The organism is Cupriavidus sp. GW823-FHT07A04 (assembly GCF_058794615.1).
In genome coordinates this window covers 31,905-48,225 of the sequence record NZ_JBXAHA010000020.1, presented here as the reverse complement: position 1 = coordinate 48,225, position 16,321 = coordinate 31,905, and the positions used below count along the sequence as shown (strand labels likewise).

The following is a 16,321-nucleotide window of genomic DNA, read 5'->3' as shown; positions in this document are numbered from 1 at the left end:
GAACAGCCGGATTGACCCTGGAGAGCGTGCCTGTTGCGGCGCGCCTTGAATTTTTGTACTTGCGCCCCGATTCTGCATGTAAACACCCGTAGCCGCAACGCGCGGGTCACATGTGTGAGCGGCAGGCGTTGCGCCCCAGCATCATGGCTAAACTCGATATCCTGACCTACCCCGATCCCCGCCTGCATACCGTGGCAAAACCGGTTGCCGTGGTGGACGACCGCATTCGCAAGCTGGTAGAGGACATGGCCGAGACCATGTACGAAGCCCCCGGCATCGGACTGGCCGCGACCCAGGTGGACGTGCACGAACAGGTGGTGGTGATCGATATCTCCGAGACCCGTGACGCACTGCAGGTCTTCATCAACCCGGAGATCGTCTGGTCCAGCGACACCCGCAAGGTGGCGGAAGAGGGCTGCCTGTCGGTGCCCGAGGTCTACGACCGGGTCGAGCGCCCGGACCATGTGCGCGTGCGTGCCCTGAACGAGAAGGGCGAGCCCTTCGAGATCGAAGCCGACGAGCTGCTGGCCGTGTGCATCCAGCACGAGATGGACCACCTCAAGGGCAAGGTCTTCGTCGAGTACCTGTCGCCACTGAAGCTTCAGCGCATCAAGTCCAAGCTGGTCAAGCTGCACAAGCGCGAACGCACCCGCATGTAAGGCAGCCGCGGCCGGCCGCGCGCCGGCACTGGCCTGCTACCGGCCAGCTAGCGGTCTGCTATCGTATTGCCTTCCCGATGAATCAAGTTACCGGCCGCTGATGCGGCCGGTGCCGCTTTATGCCGGAGCGTGCCATGTCCCAAGCCGCAAGCCCATCCCAAGCGCTGCGCGTTGCCTTTGCCGGCACGCCCGAATTTGCCCGCGTGGCGCTCGAAGCCATCCACGCCGCCGGTTTCCCGGTGGTGGCTGTGCTCAGCCAGCCCGACCGGCCAGCCGGCCGCGGCTTGCAGCTGCAGGCCAGCCCGGTCAAGCAGTACGCGCTGGAGCAAAGCCTGGGCCCGGTGCTGCAGCCACGCTCGCTGCGCCGCAACGGCAAGTATCCTGAAGAGGCCGGTGCCGCCGTGGACGCGCTGGCGCAGATCGCCCCGGATGTCATGGTGGTGGCCGCCTACGGCCTGATCCTGCCGGCCGAGGTGCTGGCGTTGCCGCGCTACGGCTGCCTGAACATCCATGCCTCGCTGCTGCCGCGCTGGCGGGGCGCCGCGCCCATCCACCGCGCCATCGAGGCTGGCGACGCGCAGACCGGCATCACGCTGATGCAGATGGACGAAGGGCTGGATACGGGCGCGATGATCCAGGGCGAAACCGTGCCGATCGGCCCCGGCGACACCACCGGCACCCTGCACGATGCGCTAGCCGCGCTGGGCGGGCGCATGGTGGTGGAGGCGCTGCGCCGCCTCGCCGCGGGCCAGCCGCTCACCGGCACGCCGCAGCCGGCCGAGGGCGTGACCTATGCCGAGAAGATCGCCAAGGAAGAAGCCCCGCTGGACCTGCGCCGCCCGGCTGCGGCGCTGGCCGCCCAGGTGCGCGCCTTCAATCCGTTTCCCGGCGCCACCGTGCAGGTCGGCGAGACCGTCATCAAGTGCTGGCAGGCCCAGCCCCTGGCGTCCACGGCCAGCCACCCGCAGGCGCCGGGCACCGTGCTCGCGGCGGATGCCGATGGCGTGGTGATCGCCTGCGGCGAAGGCGCGCTGCGCGTGACCGAGTTGCAAAAGCCGGGCGGGCGCCGCGTGCCGGCCCAGCAATTCCTGCAGAGCATGCCGCTGCCGCCGGGTACCTGCTGCGCCGTGCCTGGCGGCACGGCATAATCGCCCTGCGCTAGCGGCAAAGCCACGGTGGCTGACTTGCCGCAGCGCGCTGCGCGCCCCATTTCTGTAGCTCATCCACCGGCAGCCAACCATGCTCGGCATTACTGACCTTCCCTTGTTCGTCGGCGCGGTGTTCCTGCTCAATGTGACGCCTGGCCCGGATACCGCCTATATCGTCGGGCGCAGCGTGGCGCAGGGCAGGGCGGCAGGCGTGGTCTCGGCGCTCGGGGTCAGTGCCGGATGCTGCGTGCACTCGCTGGCCATCGCCTTCGGCCTGACTGCCTTGCTGGCGGCATCGGCCACCGCCTTTACCCTGATCAAGTTTGCCGGCGCTGCCTATCTGGTGTGGCTTGGGCTGCGCCTGATCTGGCAGCGATCCGCGCCCGCCGGCGCGGACGCTGCCCCCGCTGCCCAGCCGGGCACGCGCGGCCTGCGCGCTTTGTTCATGCAGGGCTTTCTCACCAATGTGCTGAATCCAAAGGTGATCCTGTTCTTCATTTCCTTCTTCCCGCAGTTCGTGGATCGCAACGCCGAGCATCAGGCCCTGGCATTCCTGGCCCTGGGCGGCGTCATGGTGGCGATGTCGACGCTATGGAACAGCCTGGTGGCATGGATGGCGGGCACCCTGACCCGCCGCGCCAGCGAGGTGCCGCGCCTCAAGTGCTGGATGGATCGCATTGTGGGTATTGCATTCATCGGGCTGGGTGCGCGCCTGGCCTTCGCCCAACGCTAGGAACCGTTGCCGAACCTGCTGGCGCAACGAATGGCCGCCGGCACCGGCTGCCCTTTTTTTAGGCAGGTGACGGTTGAATTTCCGGGGCGGGGTACTATCTAAACAGCACCGCGTCACGCTTTCCGTAGCACGGCCAGCCCGGCCACCGGGCGCGCGCGCGAGGATGATTTTTTCGGAGATCACGACAATGTTCAACTGGGTCAAGACCTTCATGCTGATGGCCGCCATCACGGCGCTGTTCATCGTCATCGGCGGCATGATCGGCGGCCGCAGCGGCATGATGTTCGCGCTGATCATGGCGCTGGGCATGAACTTCTTCTCTTACTGGTTCTCGGACAAGATGGTCCTGCGCATGTACAACGCGCAGGAAGTCGACGCGAGCACGGCACCGCAGTTCTACGGCATGGTGCAGGAGCTGGCGCAGCGCGCCCAGCTGCCGATGCCGCGCGTGTACCTGATCAACGAGGATGCGCCCAACGCCTTTGCCACCGGCCGCGATCCGGAGCATGCCGCCGTTGCGGCCACCACGGGCATCCTGCGGGTGCTATCGGAGCGCGAGCTGCGCGGCGTGATGGCCCACGAGCTGGCTCACGTGCAGCACCGCGACATCCTGATCTCGACCATCGCCGCCACCATGGCCGGCGCCATCGCCGCGCTGGCCAACTTCGCCATGTTCTTTGGCGGGCGCGACGAGAACGGCAACCGCTCCAACCCCATTGCCAGTATCGCGGTGGCAATCCTTGCCCCGCTGGCAGCCTCGCTGATCCAGATGGCAATCTCCCGCGCCCGGGAATTCGAGGCGGATCGCGGCGGCGCCACCATCAGCGGCGACCCGCAGGCGCTGGCGATGGCGCTCGACAAGATCCATCGCTATGCGCAGGGGATTCCGTTCCCGACCGCGGAGCAGCACCCGGCCACGGCGCAGATGATGATCATGAACCCGCTCTCGGGCAGCGGCATCGCCAACCTGTTCTCGACCCACCCGGCCACCGAGGAACGGGTGGCGCGGCTGATGCAGATGGCACAGACGGGCGTCTATCCGGTGTAAGCGCGGCCCAATCGAGGCACAAGCGCGGTCCAAGCCGCCGCGCTACCCCCTCGCCGCGGCCAGCCAGGCGCAAAATCGCCGGTCCCCGCCACATACAGGGTAAACTGCCCGCCGTGCTTCCCCGGAAGCGGCGGGCAGTGTTTTTTTGGCCTCGCCCGGCCTTGCCGCCAGTCCTCGCCGCTTGCGGCTTGCCCCCTGCCACCCCGTCTTACCGTCTCACTGCCCCACTGTCATGCGCCTGCAACACGAATCCCTCGCCTTCCAGATGCTCGCCGCCGCGGCTGCCGTACGCGGCGTCAACGAAGGCAGCGCGCTGCCGCTGGCCATCGAGAACGCCGCTGCCCAGTACCGCCTGGACCGCGTGCGCGACGCCGCCACGCGTGGCGCCCTGCAGGACCTGGCCTATCGCACCATGCGCCAGTTCGGCACGGCGCGCGCGCTGGTCACCAAGCTGGTGACCCGGCCGCCCGGCGCGCTGGTGGACTCACTGCTGGCCGTGTCGCTGGCGCTGCTGGTCGAGGACGAGCAGGGGGAAGGGGGCTATACCGAGTTCACCGTGGTCGACCAGGCCGTCAGCGCGGCAGCCTCCGAGCCCAAGACCGCGCACGCACGCGGGCTGGTGAACGCCGTGCTGCGCCGTTTCCTGCGTGAACGCAAGGCACTGCTGGCCGAGGTGCGCCAGGACGACGAAGCGCGCTGGAACCTGCCCGCATGGTGGCTGGATGCGCTGCGCAAGGCGTACCCGGACCAGTGGACCGCGCTGGCCGAGAGCGCCAATGTGCGCCCGCCCATGACCCTGCGCGTCAATACGGCGCGGGTCTCGGTGCCCGACTACCTCAAGCGCGTGCTCAATGCCGGCATGGCGGGCGTGGCCATCGGCCCGCAGGCCGTGCGGCTGGTGCGCGCGTTTCCCGTGTCGCAGATCCCCGGGTTTGCCGAGGGCGATGTCTCGGTGCAGGACGCCGGCGCGCAACTGGCCGCTGCGCTTCTGGACCTGGCCGACGGCCAGCGCGTGCTCGATGCGTGCGCTGCGCCCGGCGGCAAGACCGGCCACATCCTTGAACTCGCCAACGTGGAAGTCACCGCGCTGGAGAGCGACGCGCAGCGCGCCACCCGCATCGACGAGAACCTCGCGCGCCTGGGCCAGCAAGCCACCGTGGTGGTAGGCGACGCAAGCCGCCCGCAGGACTGGTGGGACAACCGCCAGTACGACCGCATCCTGGCCGACGTACCGTGCTCGGCCTCGGGCATCGTGCGCCGCCACCCGGACATCCGCTGGCTGCGCCGCGAGGTGGATATCCCCCGGCTGGTCACCGAGCAGCGGCGCATCGTGTCACAGCTCTGGAGCCTGCTCAAGCCGGGCGGCATCCTGGTCTATGTCACCTGTTCTATTTTTCCAACGGAGAACGAAGAGCAGGCGCGCTGGTTTGGTGCACAGCTACCAGATGCGATACGATTGCAAGCGCCCGGCCAGATGCTGCCGGGCAGCAAGGATCAGTTGGCCGGTGGCGGAAATGGCAGCCAGGAAGGCCTGCCCACCGATCACGATGGCTTCTTCTACGCCCGTTTCCAGAAACGACCCTGACCGATCCCAATCGATCCCAATGCCGAACCCGCTTCGCTTGTTCGTCCTTCGCGTCCCAGACGACAGTGCGTGCGTGTCCCTTGCTGCAGCCCGGGCAGCTGGTTCAGTAGCCGGCGCCGGCCCGCTATGCGGCGCGCGCGCGCGGCTGGCGTCGTGGTGGCTCGCGGCGACGATCATGCTCGGTATCCTGATGACGCTGGTCGCGCTGCCGGGCACGGCGCGCGCCGACGGCATTGAAGTCAACGAGGCCCGCATCGAGTACCAGGATGGCGGCTTCGATCTGGCCGCGAGTTTCGATTTCGATCTGCCGCCGCCGCTTGAAGACGCGCTCAACAAAGGCATCTCGCTGTATTTCGTCGTCGATTTCCAGCTTTCCCGCCCACGCTGGTACTGGTTCGATGAAAAACCCGTCAATGCCAGCCGCAGCGTGCGGCTGTCCTACCATCCGCTCACGCGCCAGTACCGCGTGTCCACCGGCGGCCTGCAATTGCCGTTCATGCGCCTGAAGGGCGCGCTGCAGTTCATCCAGCGCGTGCGTGGCTGGCGCGTGTTCGAGCGCAGCATGGTCAAGCCGGGCGAGACCTACCAGGCCGAAGCGCGCATGCGCCTGGACCTGACGCAACTGCCCAAGCCGTTCCAGATCAACGCCGTCAACACCCGCGAGTGGAACCTGGCATCGGAATGGCGGCGCTTCAGCTTCACCGTGCCGAGCGAATTCCCGCCGCCGCCCGCGCCCACACCACCGCCGCAACTGGTGCCCGTGCCGACACCGGCGCCGGCGTCTGCCGCGTCCGCCGCGGTGGCCGGGGAAACGCGTGCGGTGCCGTTCGCGCAGACCGTATCGACCGTGCTCTCTCCCACCACCCTGGTGCAGCCGGCCGCGGGCCAGCCATGAGCGCCCCCCCCAGCCTGTGGGACAGCCGGTTCCGGCGCGTGCTTTACCGCGTCGTGGCGGGGATCATCGTGTTCCTGGCGCTGGTGCTGGTGGCACTGCTCGCCGGCGCCTCGGCCAATACCGAATTCTTCGATCGGTACTTCACGCTGCTGTTCAAGATCAACCTGGTGATCGGCATCCTGCTGGTGCTGATCATCGGCGCGCTGGCGCTGACCCTGTGGCTGCGCTACCGCCGCGGCAAGTTCGGCACGCGGCTGATGACCAAGCTCGCCGTGTTCTTTGGCGTGGTGGGCGTGCTGCCCGGCGTGCTGATCTACCTGGTGTCGCTGCAGTTCGTCTCGCGCAGCATCGAGTCCTGGTTCGACGTTCGCGTCGAGACCGCGCTCGAGGCCGGCCTCAACCTTGGCCGCTCCACCATCGACAGCTCGTTGTCGGACCTGCAAGGCAAGGCGCGGCTGATGGCCGACCAGCTCACCAGCTCGCCCAACGTTGCCACCTCGCTGCAGCTCAACCGGCTGCGCGAGCAATACGGCGTGCAGGAAGCCGCCATCTTTACCGGCAGCGGCCGCGTGATCGCCACGGCGTCGAGCAACTATGCGTCGCTGGTGCCGGACCTGCCCTCTGGCGTGCTGGCCGAGCAGGCCCGGCTGGCCGGCGGCTATGCCGCGGTGGAAGGGGGCACCGATCCATCGGTCGATAGCCATCACCAGCCCGAGCGTACCGATGGCGCCCACCTGTACCGGCTGCGCGTCATCGTGCCGCTGGGCCCAGCGCCCACCGCGCAAACCGAAGCACCCCCAACCGCGGATAGCGCCAGCCGGCCCGCGGGCAAGCCGGCCCTCAATGCTGCCGGCCGCTGGGCCGGGTCGGGGCTGTCGGTCGAGCGCCGACCCGAGGACGCCGCATCGTCCGGGTTCGGGCTGGTGGGCGACACGGTGCGCGAGGAGCGCTACCTGCAGGTCGTGCATCCGGTGCCGGCAGCGTTGGCGCGCAATGCCGACGAAGTCCAGCGCGCCTACCAGGAGTACCAGGAAAAGGCGCTCGGCCGCACCGGCCTGCGCAAGATGTATATCGGCACGCTGACGCTCACGCTGTTCCTCGCGGTGTTCATTGCCGTGATGCTGGCGCTGTTGCTCGGCGGGCAGCTGGCGCGGCCGCTGCTGATGTTGCTGCAAGGGACCAAGGAAGTGGCCGAGGGCGACCTCTCGCCCAAGCGCGAGCTCAAGAGCCGCGACGAGCTCGGCATGCTAACGCAGCAGTTCAACATGATGACGCGCCAGCTGTCGGAAGCGCGCATCGCGGTGGAGCAGAACCGCAGCGCGCTCGAGAAATCGACGGCGTATCTCGAGAGCGTGCTGCAGAACCTCACCGCCGGCGTGTTCGTGTTCGATCGCCGCTTTGTGCTGATCACCGCCAATCCCGGGGCCGAGCGCATCTTCCGTCAGCCGTTTTCCGGCGCTCTGGGCCAGCCCATCGACAGCATCCCGGTCCTCGGCGAGTTCGGCGACATCGTGCGGCAGGCCTTCTCCGAGCAGAGCACCAGTGAAATGCTGGGCGGCGCGCAGCACTGGCAAAAGCAGATCGAGCTGCCGCAGAGCGACGAGGAACAAGCGCTTACGCTGCTGGTGCGCGGCGCGCGCCTGCCGGGCGGGCGCGGCGACGAGCGCGACGAACCCGGCTACGTGGTGGTATTCGACGACATTTCCGATGTGATTTCCGCTCAACGCTCGGTGGCGTGGGGCGAAGTGGCACGGCGCCTCGCGCATGAAATCAAGAACCCGCTGACCCCGATCCAGCTCTCGGCCGAGCGCCTGCAGATGAAGCTCTCGCCCAAACTGGAGGGCACCGACGTCGACGTGCTCAAGCGCGGCGCCACCACCATCGTCAACCAGGTGCAGGCCATGAAGCGCATGGTCGACGACTTCCGCGATTACGCCCGCACGCCGCCAGCGCTGTTGCAGTCACTACAGCTCAACGGCCTGGTCGCCGAAGTGCTGCATCTCTACGGCATCGACGACACCGGCACGTACGAGCACGCCGTGATCCATCCGTCGCTGGCGGCCTGCCTGCCCGAAATCAAGGGCGATCCGACCCAGCTGCGCCAGGTGATTCACAACCTGCTGCAAAACGCGCAGGATGCGGTGGCGGACAACCTCGGCGCGGCTAGGGCGGCGCCCCATATCGCTCTGCACACCGAGACTGTAGAATACAAAGATTCTGCCGGCGAAGACCGGCAGGCCGTCAAGCTCACCATTGCGGATAACGGTCCCGGTTTCGCTCCGCGTATCCTTAGTCGCGCGTTCGAGCCGTATGTGACCACCAAGGCCAAAGGAACAGGCCTGGGTCTTGCAATGGTGAAGAAGATCATTGACGAACACGGCGCACGCATCGAGTTGCGCAATCGCATGGAGGGCTCCGACATCATCGGGGCGCAGATCTCCATCCTGTTCGTTAAACTGGCATAGTCAATGTGCGGCCCCGAACCCGGCAAGCCGCGGTGGGGTCAAGAGGGGAAGTATGGCAACCATCCTCGTAGTCGACGACGAAATGGGTATCCGGGAGTTGCTCTCGGAAATCCTCAGCGACGAAGGCCATGTGGTCGAAGTGGCAGAAAACGCGCAGAAAGCGCGCGAGTACCGTGCCGGCAATACGCCAGACCTGGTGCTGCTTGACATCTGGATGCCCGATACCGACGGCGTCACGCTGCTCAAGGAGTGGTCGGCCCAAGGCTTGCTCTCCATGCCCGTCATCATGATGTCGGGACACGCAACCATCGATACCGCGGTGGAGGCAACCAAGATTGGCGCGCTCAATTTCCTCGAGAAGCCAATTGCCTTGCAAAAGCTGCTTTCGGCAGTCGAGCAGGGCCTGGCGCGTGGCATCGAGCGTCCGCGCTCGGGCGTGGCCGCAGGCGCGGCGCTGCCCGCGAACGGCAATGGCGAGGGCACGGCGGCGATTGCCGCGGAAAGCGCCGCCGAGACCGCCAATGGCAGCCCGCAACGCTTGCCAGAAGCCGAGATGCATTTCTCTTTCGACATGCCGCTGCGCGAAGCACGCGACCTGTTCGAGCGCGCTTACTTCGAATACCACTTGCTGCGCGAGCACGGCAGCATGACCCGCGTCGCAGAGAAAACCGGCCTCGAACGCACCCACTTGTACCGCAAGCTCAAGCAGCTTGGCGTGGAACTCGGCCGCAACAAGCCGGAACCTGCGGAACAATGATGCGGTGATGCACGCAGCTCTTGACCGGGTCGAAAAGCGCTGTTATAGTTTCGCTTCTTTGGCCCGGTAGCTCAGTCGGTAGAGCAGAGGATTGAAAATCCTTGTGTCGGCGGTTCGATTCCGTCCCAGGCCACCAGCATTACGAAAAAGCCCAAGGTCTGAAAAGGTCTTGGGCTTTTTCCATTGTGGCCATCGTTTCATCGCTGCCTTGCAGGCCTTCTTCCGGCGCGTCTCAGAGGCGCGGCCCTGGGCGCTAGACCCTCCCCCCATCCACACGCATTTGGCCACTTAGAACACGGCCTGGACGCGGCTATCGCCTCTGCTGCTGCGGCCTCGCCGCACGCGCGCAAACCCTTGCTATATCGCCTGCCACCGCCTAATGTTTAGGCACGAATTCGTCCGTCCAGTGCCATCGCGTCCGCGATTATCGGCATTGCGCCAATTACCCCCAAAATCCGCTTTTCGCATTTGATCCTGACCTCCGATTTTCGCGATGTCATGCCACCATCCATGCCATCCCGATAGCGATTCAGCCAAGCACGCCAAGCATTCGATACCACCGGTTCATTCAAAACAACCCAAGCATGCATTGACGCTGCGAGGCGAAAGACGAAACACTGCGCGCTCCCGCCCATCACTGCAAACCCGATGCACGCGCCTTCCCCCGAAACCATGGCCGACCCGGCCCACGCTGCCGAACCACACAGCGCAAGCGTACCTGCGGCTGCGAGCACGCTCTGCCAGCGCCTGGTCGCGGAAGGACTCGGCACGGCGCTGCTGGTAGCGGTGGTGGTGGGCTCGGGCATTCGTGCGCAGCAGCTGGCCGGCGGCAATGTCGCGCTGGCCTTGCTGGCGAACTCGCTGGCCACGGGCGGCGGGCTGATTGCATTGTTGCTCGCGCTGGGACCGGTCTCGGGTGGGCACTTCAACCCGGTCGTCACGCTCTGCGCGATGGTGCGCGGCGCGCTGCCGGCGCGCGATGCCTGGCGCTACGGACTGGTGCAGATGGGCGGCGCCATCGCAGGGGTCGCCTGCGCGCATGCGATGTTTGGCGAGCCGACGCTGGCCTGGTCGGCGCAAAGCCGTACCGGGCCATCGATGTGGTGGAGCGAGTTTGTTGCCACCTTTGGCCTCGTCGGCATAGCGATTGGCACCGGGCGCAGCCGGCCCGGGCTGGTGCCGTTCGCAGTGGCGGGCTATATCACTGCAGGGTACTGGTTCACGGCATCGACGTCATTCGCCAACCCGGCGCTGACCCTTGCGTGCGCGCTGACGGCAACCTTCACCGGCATTCGCGCCATCGATGTGCCGGGCTTCGTGCTAGCGCAGCTAGCGGGCGGGCTGAGCGCCGCGCTGGTCTTCCACTGGCTGCTGCGAGCACCCGCGGTGCTGCCGGGCCGCGCGCCGCTCACGCGCAAGGCGCCATGGCGAGCAGCGGCTGCAGCCGCTATCGCGCCTACCAGCGGCGATTGAGCTGTACGCCGAAGATTGAGCCCGAGGTCTGCGAAGCCCAGGTATCGGTGGGTGAGGCAAAGGCGATGCCGTCCACGTCGTTGGCCTTGCTGTAGGTGTAGAAGGCGCGCAGGTTGGCATTGCCGGCCGCCTTGCCAAGCGTGAAGGTAGGCGCCACGGTCACCGCAGTGCGCTGTCCGCTGGCGCCGAAGCCCGAAGAGATCTGGTCGTGCGCCACTTCGAAGGTCAGCTTGAACTGGTCGCTGGCGATATAGGCGGGGCGCACGCGCGTGGCCATCCATTGCAGCGTGCCCACCGGCGAGCGGTCGAACTGCATGCTGGACTCAACCGAGCCCGCCAGGCCCAGCCCCGAGCGTTGCTTCCACTCCATCGATTCGGCCACGCGTACCCGCGACAAGGCGGGCCCCATGCCGGTGTAGCCGGTCAACGCGTTACGGCTGCCCTCGCCAAACTGCATGCCGAAGCGGTTGGTGCCGGCGAGCACGCCTTGCTGCTCGTGCATGGCCGACACCCACCACGCACTGCCGGTCTGCTGGATCAGCGGCTGCGCTTCCACCCGCGTATAGCCCAGTTGCACCGAGCCTTTCTCATTGGTGGCGATGGGCGCGGTGCGCAGCGAGTGATAGCTCGGCAGGTTGGCGCCGTTCAGGTCATTGCGCGCGGTGTACTGGTAGTTGAGCGCGATGTCGCCAAAGCGGGCGTTATCCACGCCGAAACGCATCGCCGGCGATGTAGGCGGCAGCAGTCCCGACGACATCAGGAACGATGCGCTCTCGCGCCGGCCGGCCCACATCGTGGCGCCGTCCAGCACCGACAGCCCGCTGACCGAGGTATAGATCTGCGGCAGCAGGGCATAGGGATCAACCGCGGCCGGGCGGCCATTGATCGACGTGGCATCGGTCCCCTTGGCCTGCGCCACCAGCTGCACCTGCGCGCCGCCGTCGAGCGAGAACAGGGACTCCTTGACCTTGACCTCGCCGGTGCTGCGGCACGCGAGTCCGCCACCGATGCCGGTGGACAAGGTGCCGCCGCCAGCGCAGGCACGGGTGGCGGTGGTGCGATCGTCATACGCGGCGCGCCCGCTGTAGCCAAGCCGCCAGACCTGCTCGCCGGCAGGATCATCGGCGGGCAGCTGGGACACCAGCGCATAGCTTTCGCCGGCCAGCGCCGGCGTGTCGGCATCCTCGCCCTCGGCGGGCGTGGCAGCCTTCGGCATGGCGTCCGCCACGAACTCGCCAAGGCGCTTGGGAAAGAGCACCACGGGCGGGGGAGGCGCAACAACCGGCTCCGGGGGCAAAGGTGGATCGGGCGGGCCGGCGAGCTCGATACCGTTGTCATCCAGCCCGGCATTGGCCCAGGTAGCAGGCGGAGGCGGCTCAGGCAGGGCGGGGGGGGTGGCGGTGCTGGTGGCGGGCGAAGCACCATCAGCGGCGGCGGCTTTGGGCGCTTCCGGCGCGATAGCCGCGGCAGGGGCGTCGCCGGCTATCGGGGCCGCGGCCGCTTGTTCATTCGAAATCAGCGCTGCCAGCGGATCAGCCTCAGGCGGGGTCGCCGCACGCTGTGCCGCCGTGGGCGTGGCCGGCACATCGGCTGCCGCCAGGTCAGGCCCGGTCTGCGCGCACGCGTTCAATCCCCAGGCGGCCAGCACGGCAACGGCGAGGCAACGCGAGCGGAGCGCCGGCAGGCGGCCGGAGGCGGGCGAAACGGCAAACAACATAGGGCAGGACCAGTAAGGCGTGATTTTTTAACAGTCGACCGATTGGACCGCAAGCGGGGTTACAAAATCCGCGGCGGGGCGTCCTTCTCACCATATGGAATACGTCGCTTGCGGCATCTGGCACGCGATGGCGCGGTCATGCCAATGGGAGCGGAGCGGGATGACAGGACGATGTACGGCCGCCCCTAAATCTGCACTTTCCTAGCGAAAACCCGGACTTGCGCGGCCCCCCGTGGCGAAAGGGCCACCGCTATAATCATCGGGCCTGTCCGACGGGTACGGACCGGCGCCCCCGAGCCTGTTACGAAGGCATGCCAGGATACGCCACATTCCTGGCGTGTCTCCGTAACAGGCTCATTGTTGCGCGGTGGCCTTACCCTGGCTGCTTGCGCGTCTCGGTACAGAGCGCAATGCCCGCGCATGACGCGGGCGTGCCTACCCCCTGCTGCCGCACTAAAAATCTATAAAAGAGGAGAAGTCATGGAACGTCGTTCCTTTCTGTTGAAGGCATCGGCCGTGGCCGCCACGGGTGCGCTGGCCGCGTGCGGCAAGGAAGAAAAGGCCGCCGCGCCGGCCGCCGCCGGTGCCAGCGCGCCGGCCGTGATCGGCAGCAATCCGGCCGTGGAATGGCGCCTGGCTTCGAGCTTCCCCAAGTCTCTTGACACCATCTACGGTGGCGCCGAGCTGCTGTCGCAACGGGTCAAGGAACTGACCGACGGCAAATTCAACATCAAGGTCTTCGCCGCCGGCGAACTCGTGCCGGGCCTGCAGGTGCTGGACGCGGTGCAGAACAACACCGTCCAGATCGGCCACACCGCCGGCTACTACTACTTCGGCAAGAACCCGACGCTGTGCTTCGACACCACCGTCCCGTTCGGCCTGACCTCGCGCCAGCAAAACGCCTGGATGATGCAGGGCAACGGCATGAAGCTGATGCGCGAATTCTTCAAGGAATACAACGTCGTCAACTTCCTGGGCGGCAATACCAACGCGCAGATGGGCGGCTGGTTCCGCAAGGAGATCAAGACGGTTGCCGACCTGCAGGGCCTGAAGTACCGGATCGCAGGTTTCGCTGGCGTGGTGCTGTCGCGCCTGGGCGTGGTGCCGCAGCAGATCGCTGGCGGCGACATCTATCCCGCGCTGGAAAAGGGCACCATCGATGCGGCGGAATGGGTTGGCCCGTACGATGACGAGAAGCTCGGCTTCTACAAGGTCGCTCCGTACTACTACTACCCGGGCTGGTGGGAAGGCAGCGCGCAGCTATCCTTCTATTCGTCGGCAACCGAGTACGAGAAGCTGCCCGCGCTGTACAAGCGCGCGCTGGAAACGGCCACGATCGAAGTCCACACCAACATGATGGCCAAGTACGACGCGGTCAATCCGCAAGCGCTGGCCCGCCTGCTGGAAAACGGCGTGAAGCTGCGTCCGTTCTCCAAGGAAATCATGGAGGCCTGCTTCAAGGCCACCCAGGACGCCTACGCCGAGGAAACCGCCAAGAACCCGTCGTTCAAGAAGATCTACGACGACTGGCGCGTCTTCCGCAACAACGAAGCAGCGTGGTTCAACGTGGCCGAGCAAGCATTTTCGCAGTTCAGCTTCGCGCGCAAGCTGTAAGCGTGCTGCCGCCATCCATGCGAGGTGGCGCAAGCCAGCCAAAAGCCCGTGCCCGGCACGGGCTTTTTTACGCCGGTAGAATCCCCCGATTCCTTGGGACTCTTCATGCAAACCGGCATCTTCTACGCGTTGCTCGCCTACATCATCTGGGGCTTGCTGCCGCTCTATATCAAATCCCTCCACGGCATCGCGCCTATGGAGATCCTGCTGCACCGCATGGTGTGGTCGCTGGTGTTCCTGGGGCTGGTGCTGACCTGGCGGCGCCACTGGGGCTGGCTGCGCGGCGTCTGGACCAATCCGCGCCTGCTGGCCGGCTTCGTCGCCAGTGCGCTGCTGCTGAGCGGAAACTGGTTTCTCTACATCTGGTCGGTATCGAACGGCCGGGTGGTCGACGCCAGCCTGGGCTACTTCATCAACCCGCTGTTCAATGTACTGCTGGGCGTGCTGTTCCTGCACGAGCGGCTGCGTCCCGGCCAGTGGGCCTCCATTGCGCTGGCTGCGGCAGGCGTAATCTGGCTGACCGTGGCAGCAGGCCAGTTGCCATGGATTGCGCTGGCGCTGGCCGCCACCTTCGGCGGCTACGGGCTGCTGCGCAAGACCGCTACGCTGGGTGCGCTGGAAGGCCTCTCGCTGGAGACCATGCTGCTGTTCCCGCTGGCGGCAAGCGCCCTGGCGTACCTGTTCGCGACGGGGCAAGCCGACTTCACCGAGGTGGGCGGCGGGGTGCAGTTGCTGGCGCTGCTTGCCGGGCCGGTCACCGCCGTCCCCTTGCTGCTGTTTGCGGCCGGCGCGCGGCGTATCCCGCTGTCCTTGCTGGGGCTGCTGCAGTACACGGGCCCGACGCTGCAGCTGCTGCTCGGCGTATGGCTCTGGAACGAGCCGTTCCCGGCCAGCAAGCAGATCGGCTTCGCGATGATCTGGATATCGCTGCTTGTTTATGCGGTCGAGGGGATATGGGCGGGGCGCCAGCGCGCGAAGCTGGCGACGCAAGGGTGAAAAAGGGGCCTCATGGAGGCCCCTTTATATTTCCGCTAACAATGAACTAGACCGATTATTAATAGAAAATATTTCTCACGTAGATAATTTTCGTGTCTTCAAGGCAATCCACTCAACGAGCAGTGGGCCAAGTCTTGGCAATTCAGGTCAAAATAATTCTTACTATCTATTGATCACAAAATAGATAGGCCATCTTGATTAGTGGCATGAATACCCAACTCCGTTACCCGGACACACCCCGTCAATAAAGCCCACGCACCTGCGCATGTAGCCGTACCAGCCCCAGCAGCGCATCGATGTTGGGGGTCGCGATCCCGACGTGCTCGCCGATTTCCCGCACCGATGCCACCAGCGCATCGATCTCCACTGGCCGCCCGGCCTGCGCATCCTGCAGCATCGAAGTCTTGAAAGCGCCCAGCTTGCGCGTGACCTGGCTGCGCTCCTCGCCGCTCTGCGCAATCGGGCAACCGATGACCGCGCCGATCTTGCTGGCTTCTTCCATCACCGCCAGGCAGAAACGATTGACCAGCGGATCGTCGAGGATGCGGTCGCAGGTGGCACCGGTCAGCACGGAGACCGGGTTCATCGTCATATTGCCCCACAGCTTGAACCAGATGTCCTGCTGGATCGCGGCGCTGCGCTCGACCTCCAGGCCACCACTGGCGAGCAGGCTGGCCACGGCCTCGAGCTTGCCGGCTGCCATGCCCGTAGCGCCACCCGCGGCGCCCAGGATCAGGCGCGCGCCAAAGCCGTGGCGCACAGTGGCCGGGGCCGGCGTGGAGGCGGTCAGGTGCACCACGCAGCCGATCACCTGCGCGGCCGGGATGGCGCGCGCAATGGCACCTTGCGGATCCACGGTGCGCAGCGACAATCCGGCATGCGGGCCGGGCCGCTCGAAGAACCACCACGGCACGCCGTTCATCGCTGTCACCACCACCGTATCAGGGCCGATCAGTGGCCCGATGGTCTGCGCCAGCTGCGGCAATGCCGGGGCTTTCACCGCCAGGATCACCACATCTTGCGTACCTAGCGCTGCGGGATCGCCTTGCGCATTGACCGGAAACGTCTCGGTGCGCTCGCCCTCGATCAGGGTCAGGCCTTGCGAGCGCAGCGCCTCCAGCGTCTGGCCGCGCGCCAGTGCGTTCAGCGCCTGGCCGGAACGGGCGAGCCGCGCGCCGATAAAGCCGCCGACGGCGCCTGCGCCGACGATGCATAGGGATGTCATGACTGC

General features: G+C 66.3%; 13 protein-coding genes and 1 tRNA gene. 12 read left to right on the top strand and 2 right to left on the bottom strand.

Annotation, left to right across the window (positions count from 1 at the left end):
* The first annotated feature begins 143 nt into the window (after window positions 1-143).
* From def to AC1Q7Q_RS30010, 10 genes are all read left to right on the top strand, one after another.
* Window positions 144-659 carry a peptide deformylase gene (def, locus tag AC1Q7Q_RS30055; RefSeq protein ID WP_492376169.1) on the top strand — a complete coding sequence of 172 codons (516 nt, stop codon included), beginning with the start codon at window positions 144-146 and terminating at the stop codon, window positions 657-659.
* Between the two features lie 134 nt (window positions 660-793).
* Window positions 794-1,807 carry a methionyl-tRNA formyltransferase gene (fmt, locus tag AC1Q7Q_RS30050; RefSeq protein ID WP_492376168.1) on the top strand — a complete coding sequence of 338 codons (1,014 nt, stop codon included), beginning with the start codon at window positions 794-796 and terminating at the stop codon, window positions 1,805-1,807.
* 91 nt (window positions 1,808-1,898) lie between these two features.
* On the top strand, window positions 1,899-2,540 hold the full coding sequence (locus AC1Q7Q_RS30045; protein WP_492376167.1) for a LysE family translocator: 642 nt from the start codon (window positions 1,899-1,901) through the stop codon (window positions 2,538-2,540).
* Between the two features lie 187 nt (window positions 2,541-2,727).
* Window positions 2,728-3,588: a zinc metalloprotease HtpX gene (gene htpX / locus AC1Q7Q_RS30040; protein WP_174424359.1), complete on the top strand. Its 861-nt coding sequence runs from the start codon at window positions 2,728-2,730 to the stop codon at window positions 3,586-3,588.
* Between the two features lie 232 nt (window positions 3,589-3,820).
* Window positions 3,821-5,173, top strand: a complete 1,353-nt coding sequence (gene rsmB, locus AC1Q7Q_RS30035) for a 16S rRNA (cytosine(967)-C(5))-methyltransferase RsmB (protein ID WP_492376166.1) — start codon at window positions 3,821-3,823, stop codon at window positions 5,171-5,173.
* Window positions 5,174-5,348: 175 nt separating this feature from the next.
* Entirely contained in the window at window positions 5,349-6,068 is a 720-nt protein-coding gene (locus AC1Q7Q_RS30030) for a DUF4390 domain-containing protein (RefSeq protein WP_150987592.1), read from the top strand.
* Window positions 6,065-8,533 (top strand): sensor histidine kinase, encoded by a 2,469-nt coding sequence (locus tag AC1Q7Q_RS30025; RefSeq protein ID WP_492376165.1) that lies wholly within the window; start codon window positions 6,065-6,067, stop codon window positions 8,531-8,533. The genes AC1Q7Q_RS30030 and AC1Q7Q_RS30025 overlap by 4 nt, the downstream gene beginning before the upstream one ends.
* Window positions 8,534-8,585: 52 nt before the next feature.
* Window positions 8,586-9,290 carry a response regulator gene (locus tag AC1Q7Q_RS30020; protein WP_043350899.1) on the top strand — a complete coding sequence of 235 codons (705 nt, stop codon included), beginning with the start codon at window positions 8,586-8,588 and terminating at the stop codon, window positions 9,288-9,290.
* 60 nt (window positions 9,291-9,350) lie between these two features.
* Window positions 9,351-9,426 (top strand) — tRNA-Phe (locus AC1Q7Q_RS30015).
* A gap of 536 nt (window positions 9,427-9,962) precedes the next feature.
* Window positions 9,963-10,763: an aquaporin gene (locus AC1Q7Q_RS30010; RefSeq protein ID WP_492376174.1), complete on the top strand. Its 801-nt coding sequence runs from the start codon at window positions 9,963-9,965 to the stop codon at window positions 10,761-10,763.
* Here the strand turns inward: AC1Q7Q_RS30010 and AC1Q7Q_RS30005 are convergent.
* On the bottom strand, window positions 10,747-12,480 hold the full coding sequence (locus tag AC1Q7Q_RS30005) for a carbohydrate porin (protein WP_492387245.1): 1,734 nt from the start codon (window positions 12,478-12,480) through the stop codon (window positions 10,747-10,749). The genes AC1Q7Q_RS30010 and AC1Q7Q_RS30005 overlap by 17 nt on opposite strands.
* Window positions 12,481-12,960: 480 nt before the next feature.
* On the opposite strand from AC1Q7Q_RS30005, the gene AC1Q7Q_RS30000 reads away from it, so the two are divergent.
* Window positions 12,961-14,094 carry a TRAP transporter substrate-binding protein gene (locus tag AC1Q7Q_RS30000; protein ID WP_174424353.1) on the top strand — a complete coding sequence of 378 codons (1,134 nt, stop codon included), beginning with the start codon at window positions 12,961-12,963 and terminating at the stop codon, window positions 14,092-14,094.
* Window positions 14,095-14,199: 105 nt separating this feature from the next.
* Window positions 14,200-15,090: an EamA family transporter RarD gene (gene rarD / locus AC1Q7Q_RS29995; protein WP_492375414.1), complete on the top strand. Its 891-nt coding sequence runs from the start codon at window positions 14,200-14,202 to the stop codon at window positions 15,088-15,090.
* Between the two features lie 241 nt (window positions 15,091-15,331).
* On the opposite strand, the gene AC1Q7Q_RS29990 is transcribed toward rarD, so the two are convergent.
* Window positions 15,332-16,315: a 2-dehydropantoate 2-reductase gene (locus tag AC1Q7Q_RS29990; RefSeq protein WP_492375415.1), complete on the bottom strand. Its 984-nt coding sequence runs from the start codon at window positions 16,313-16,315 to the stop codon at window positions 15,332-15,334.
* Window positions 16,316-16,321 lie beyond the last annotated feature (6 nt).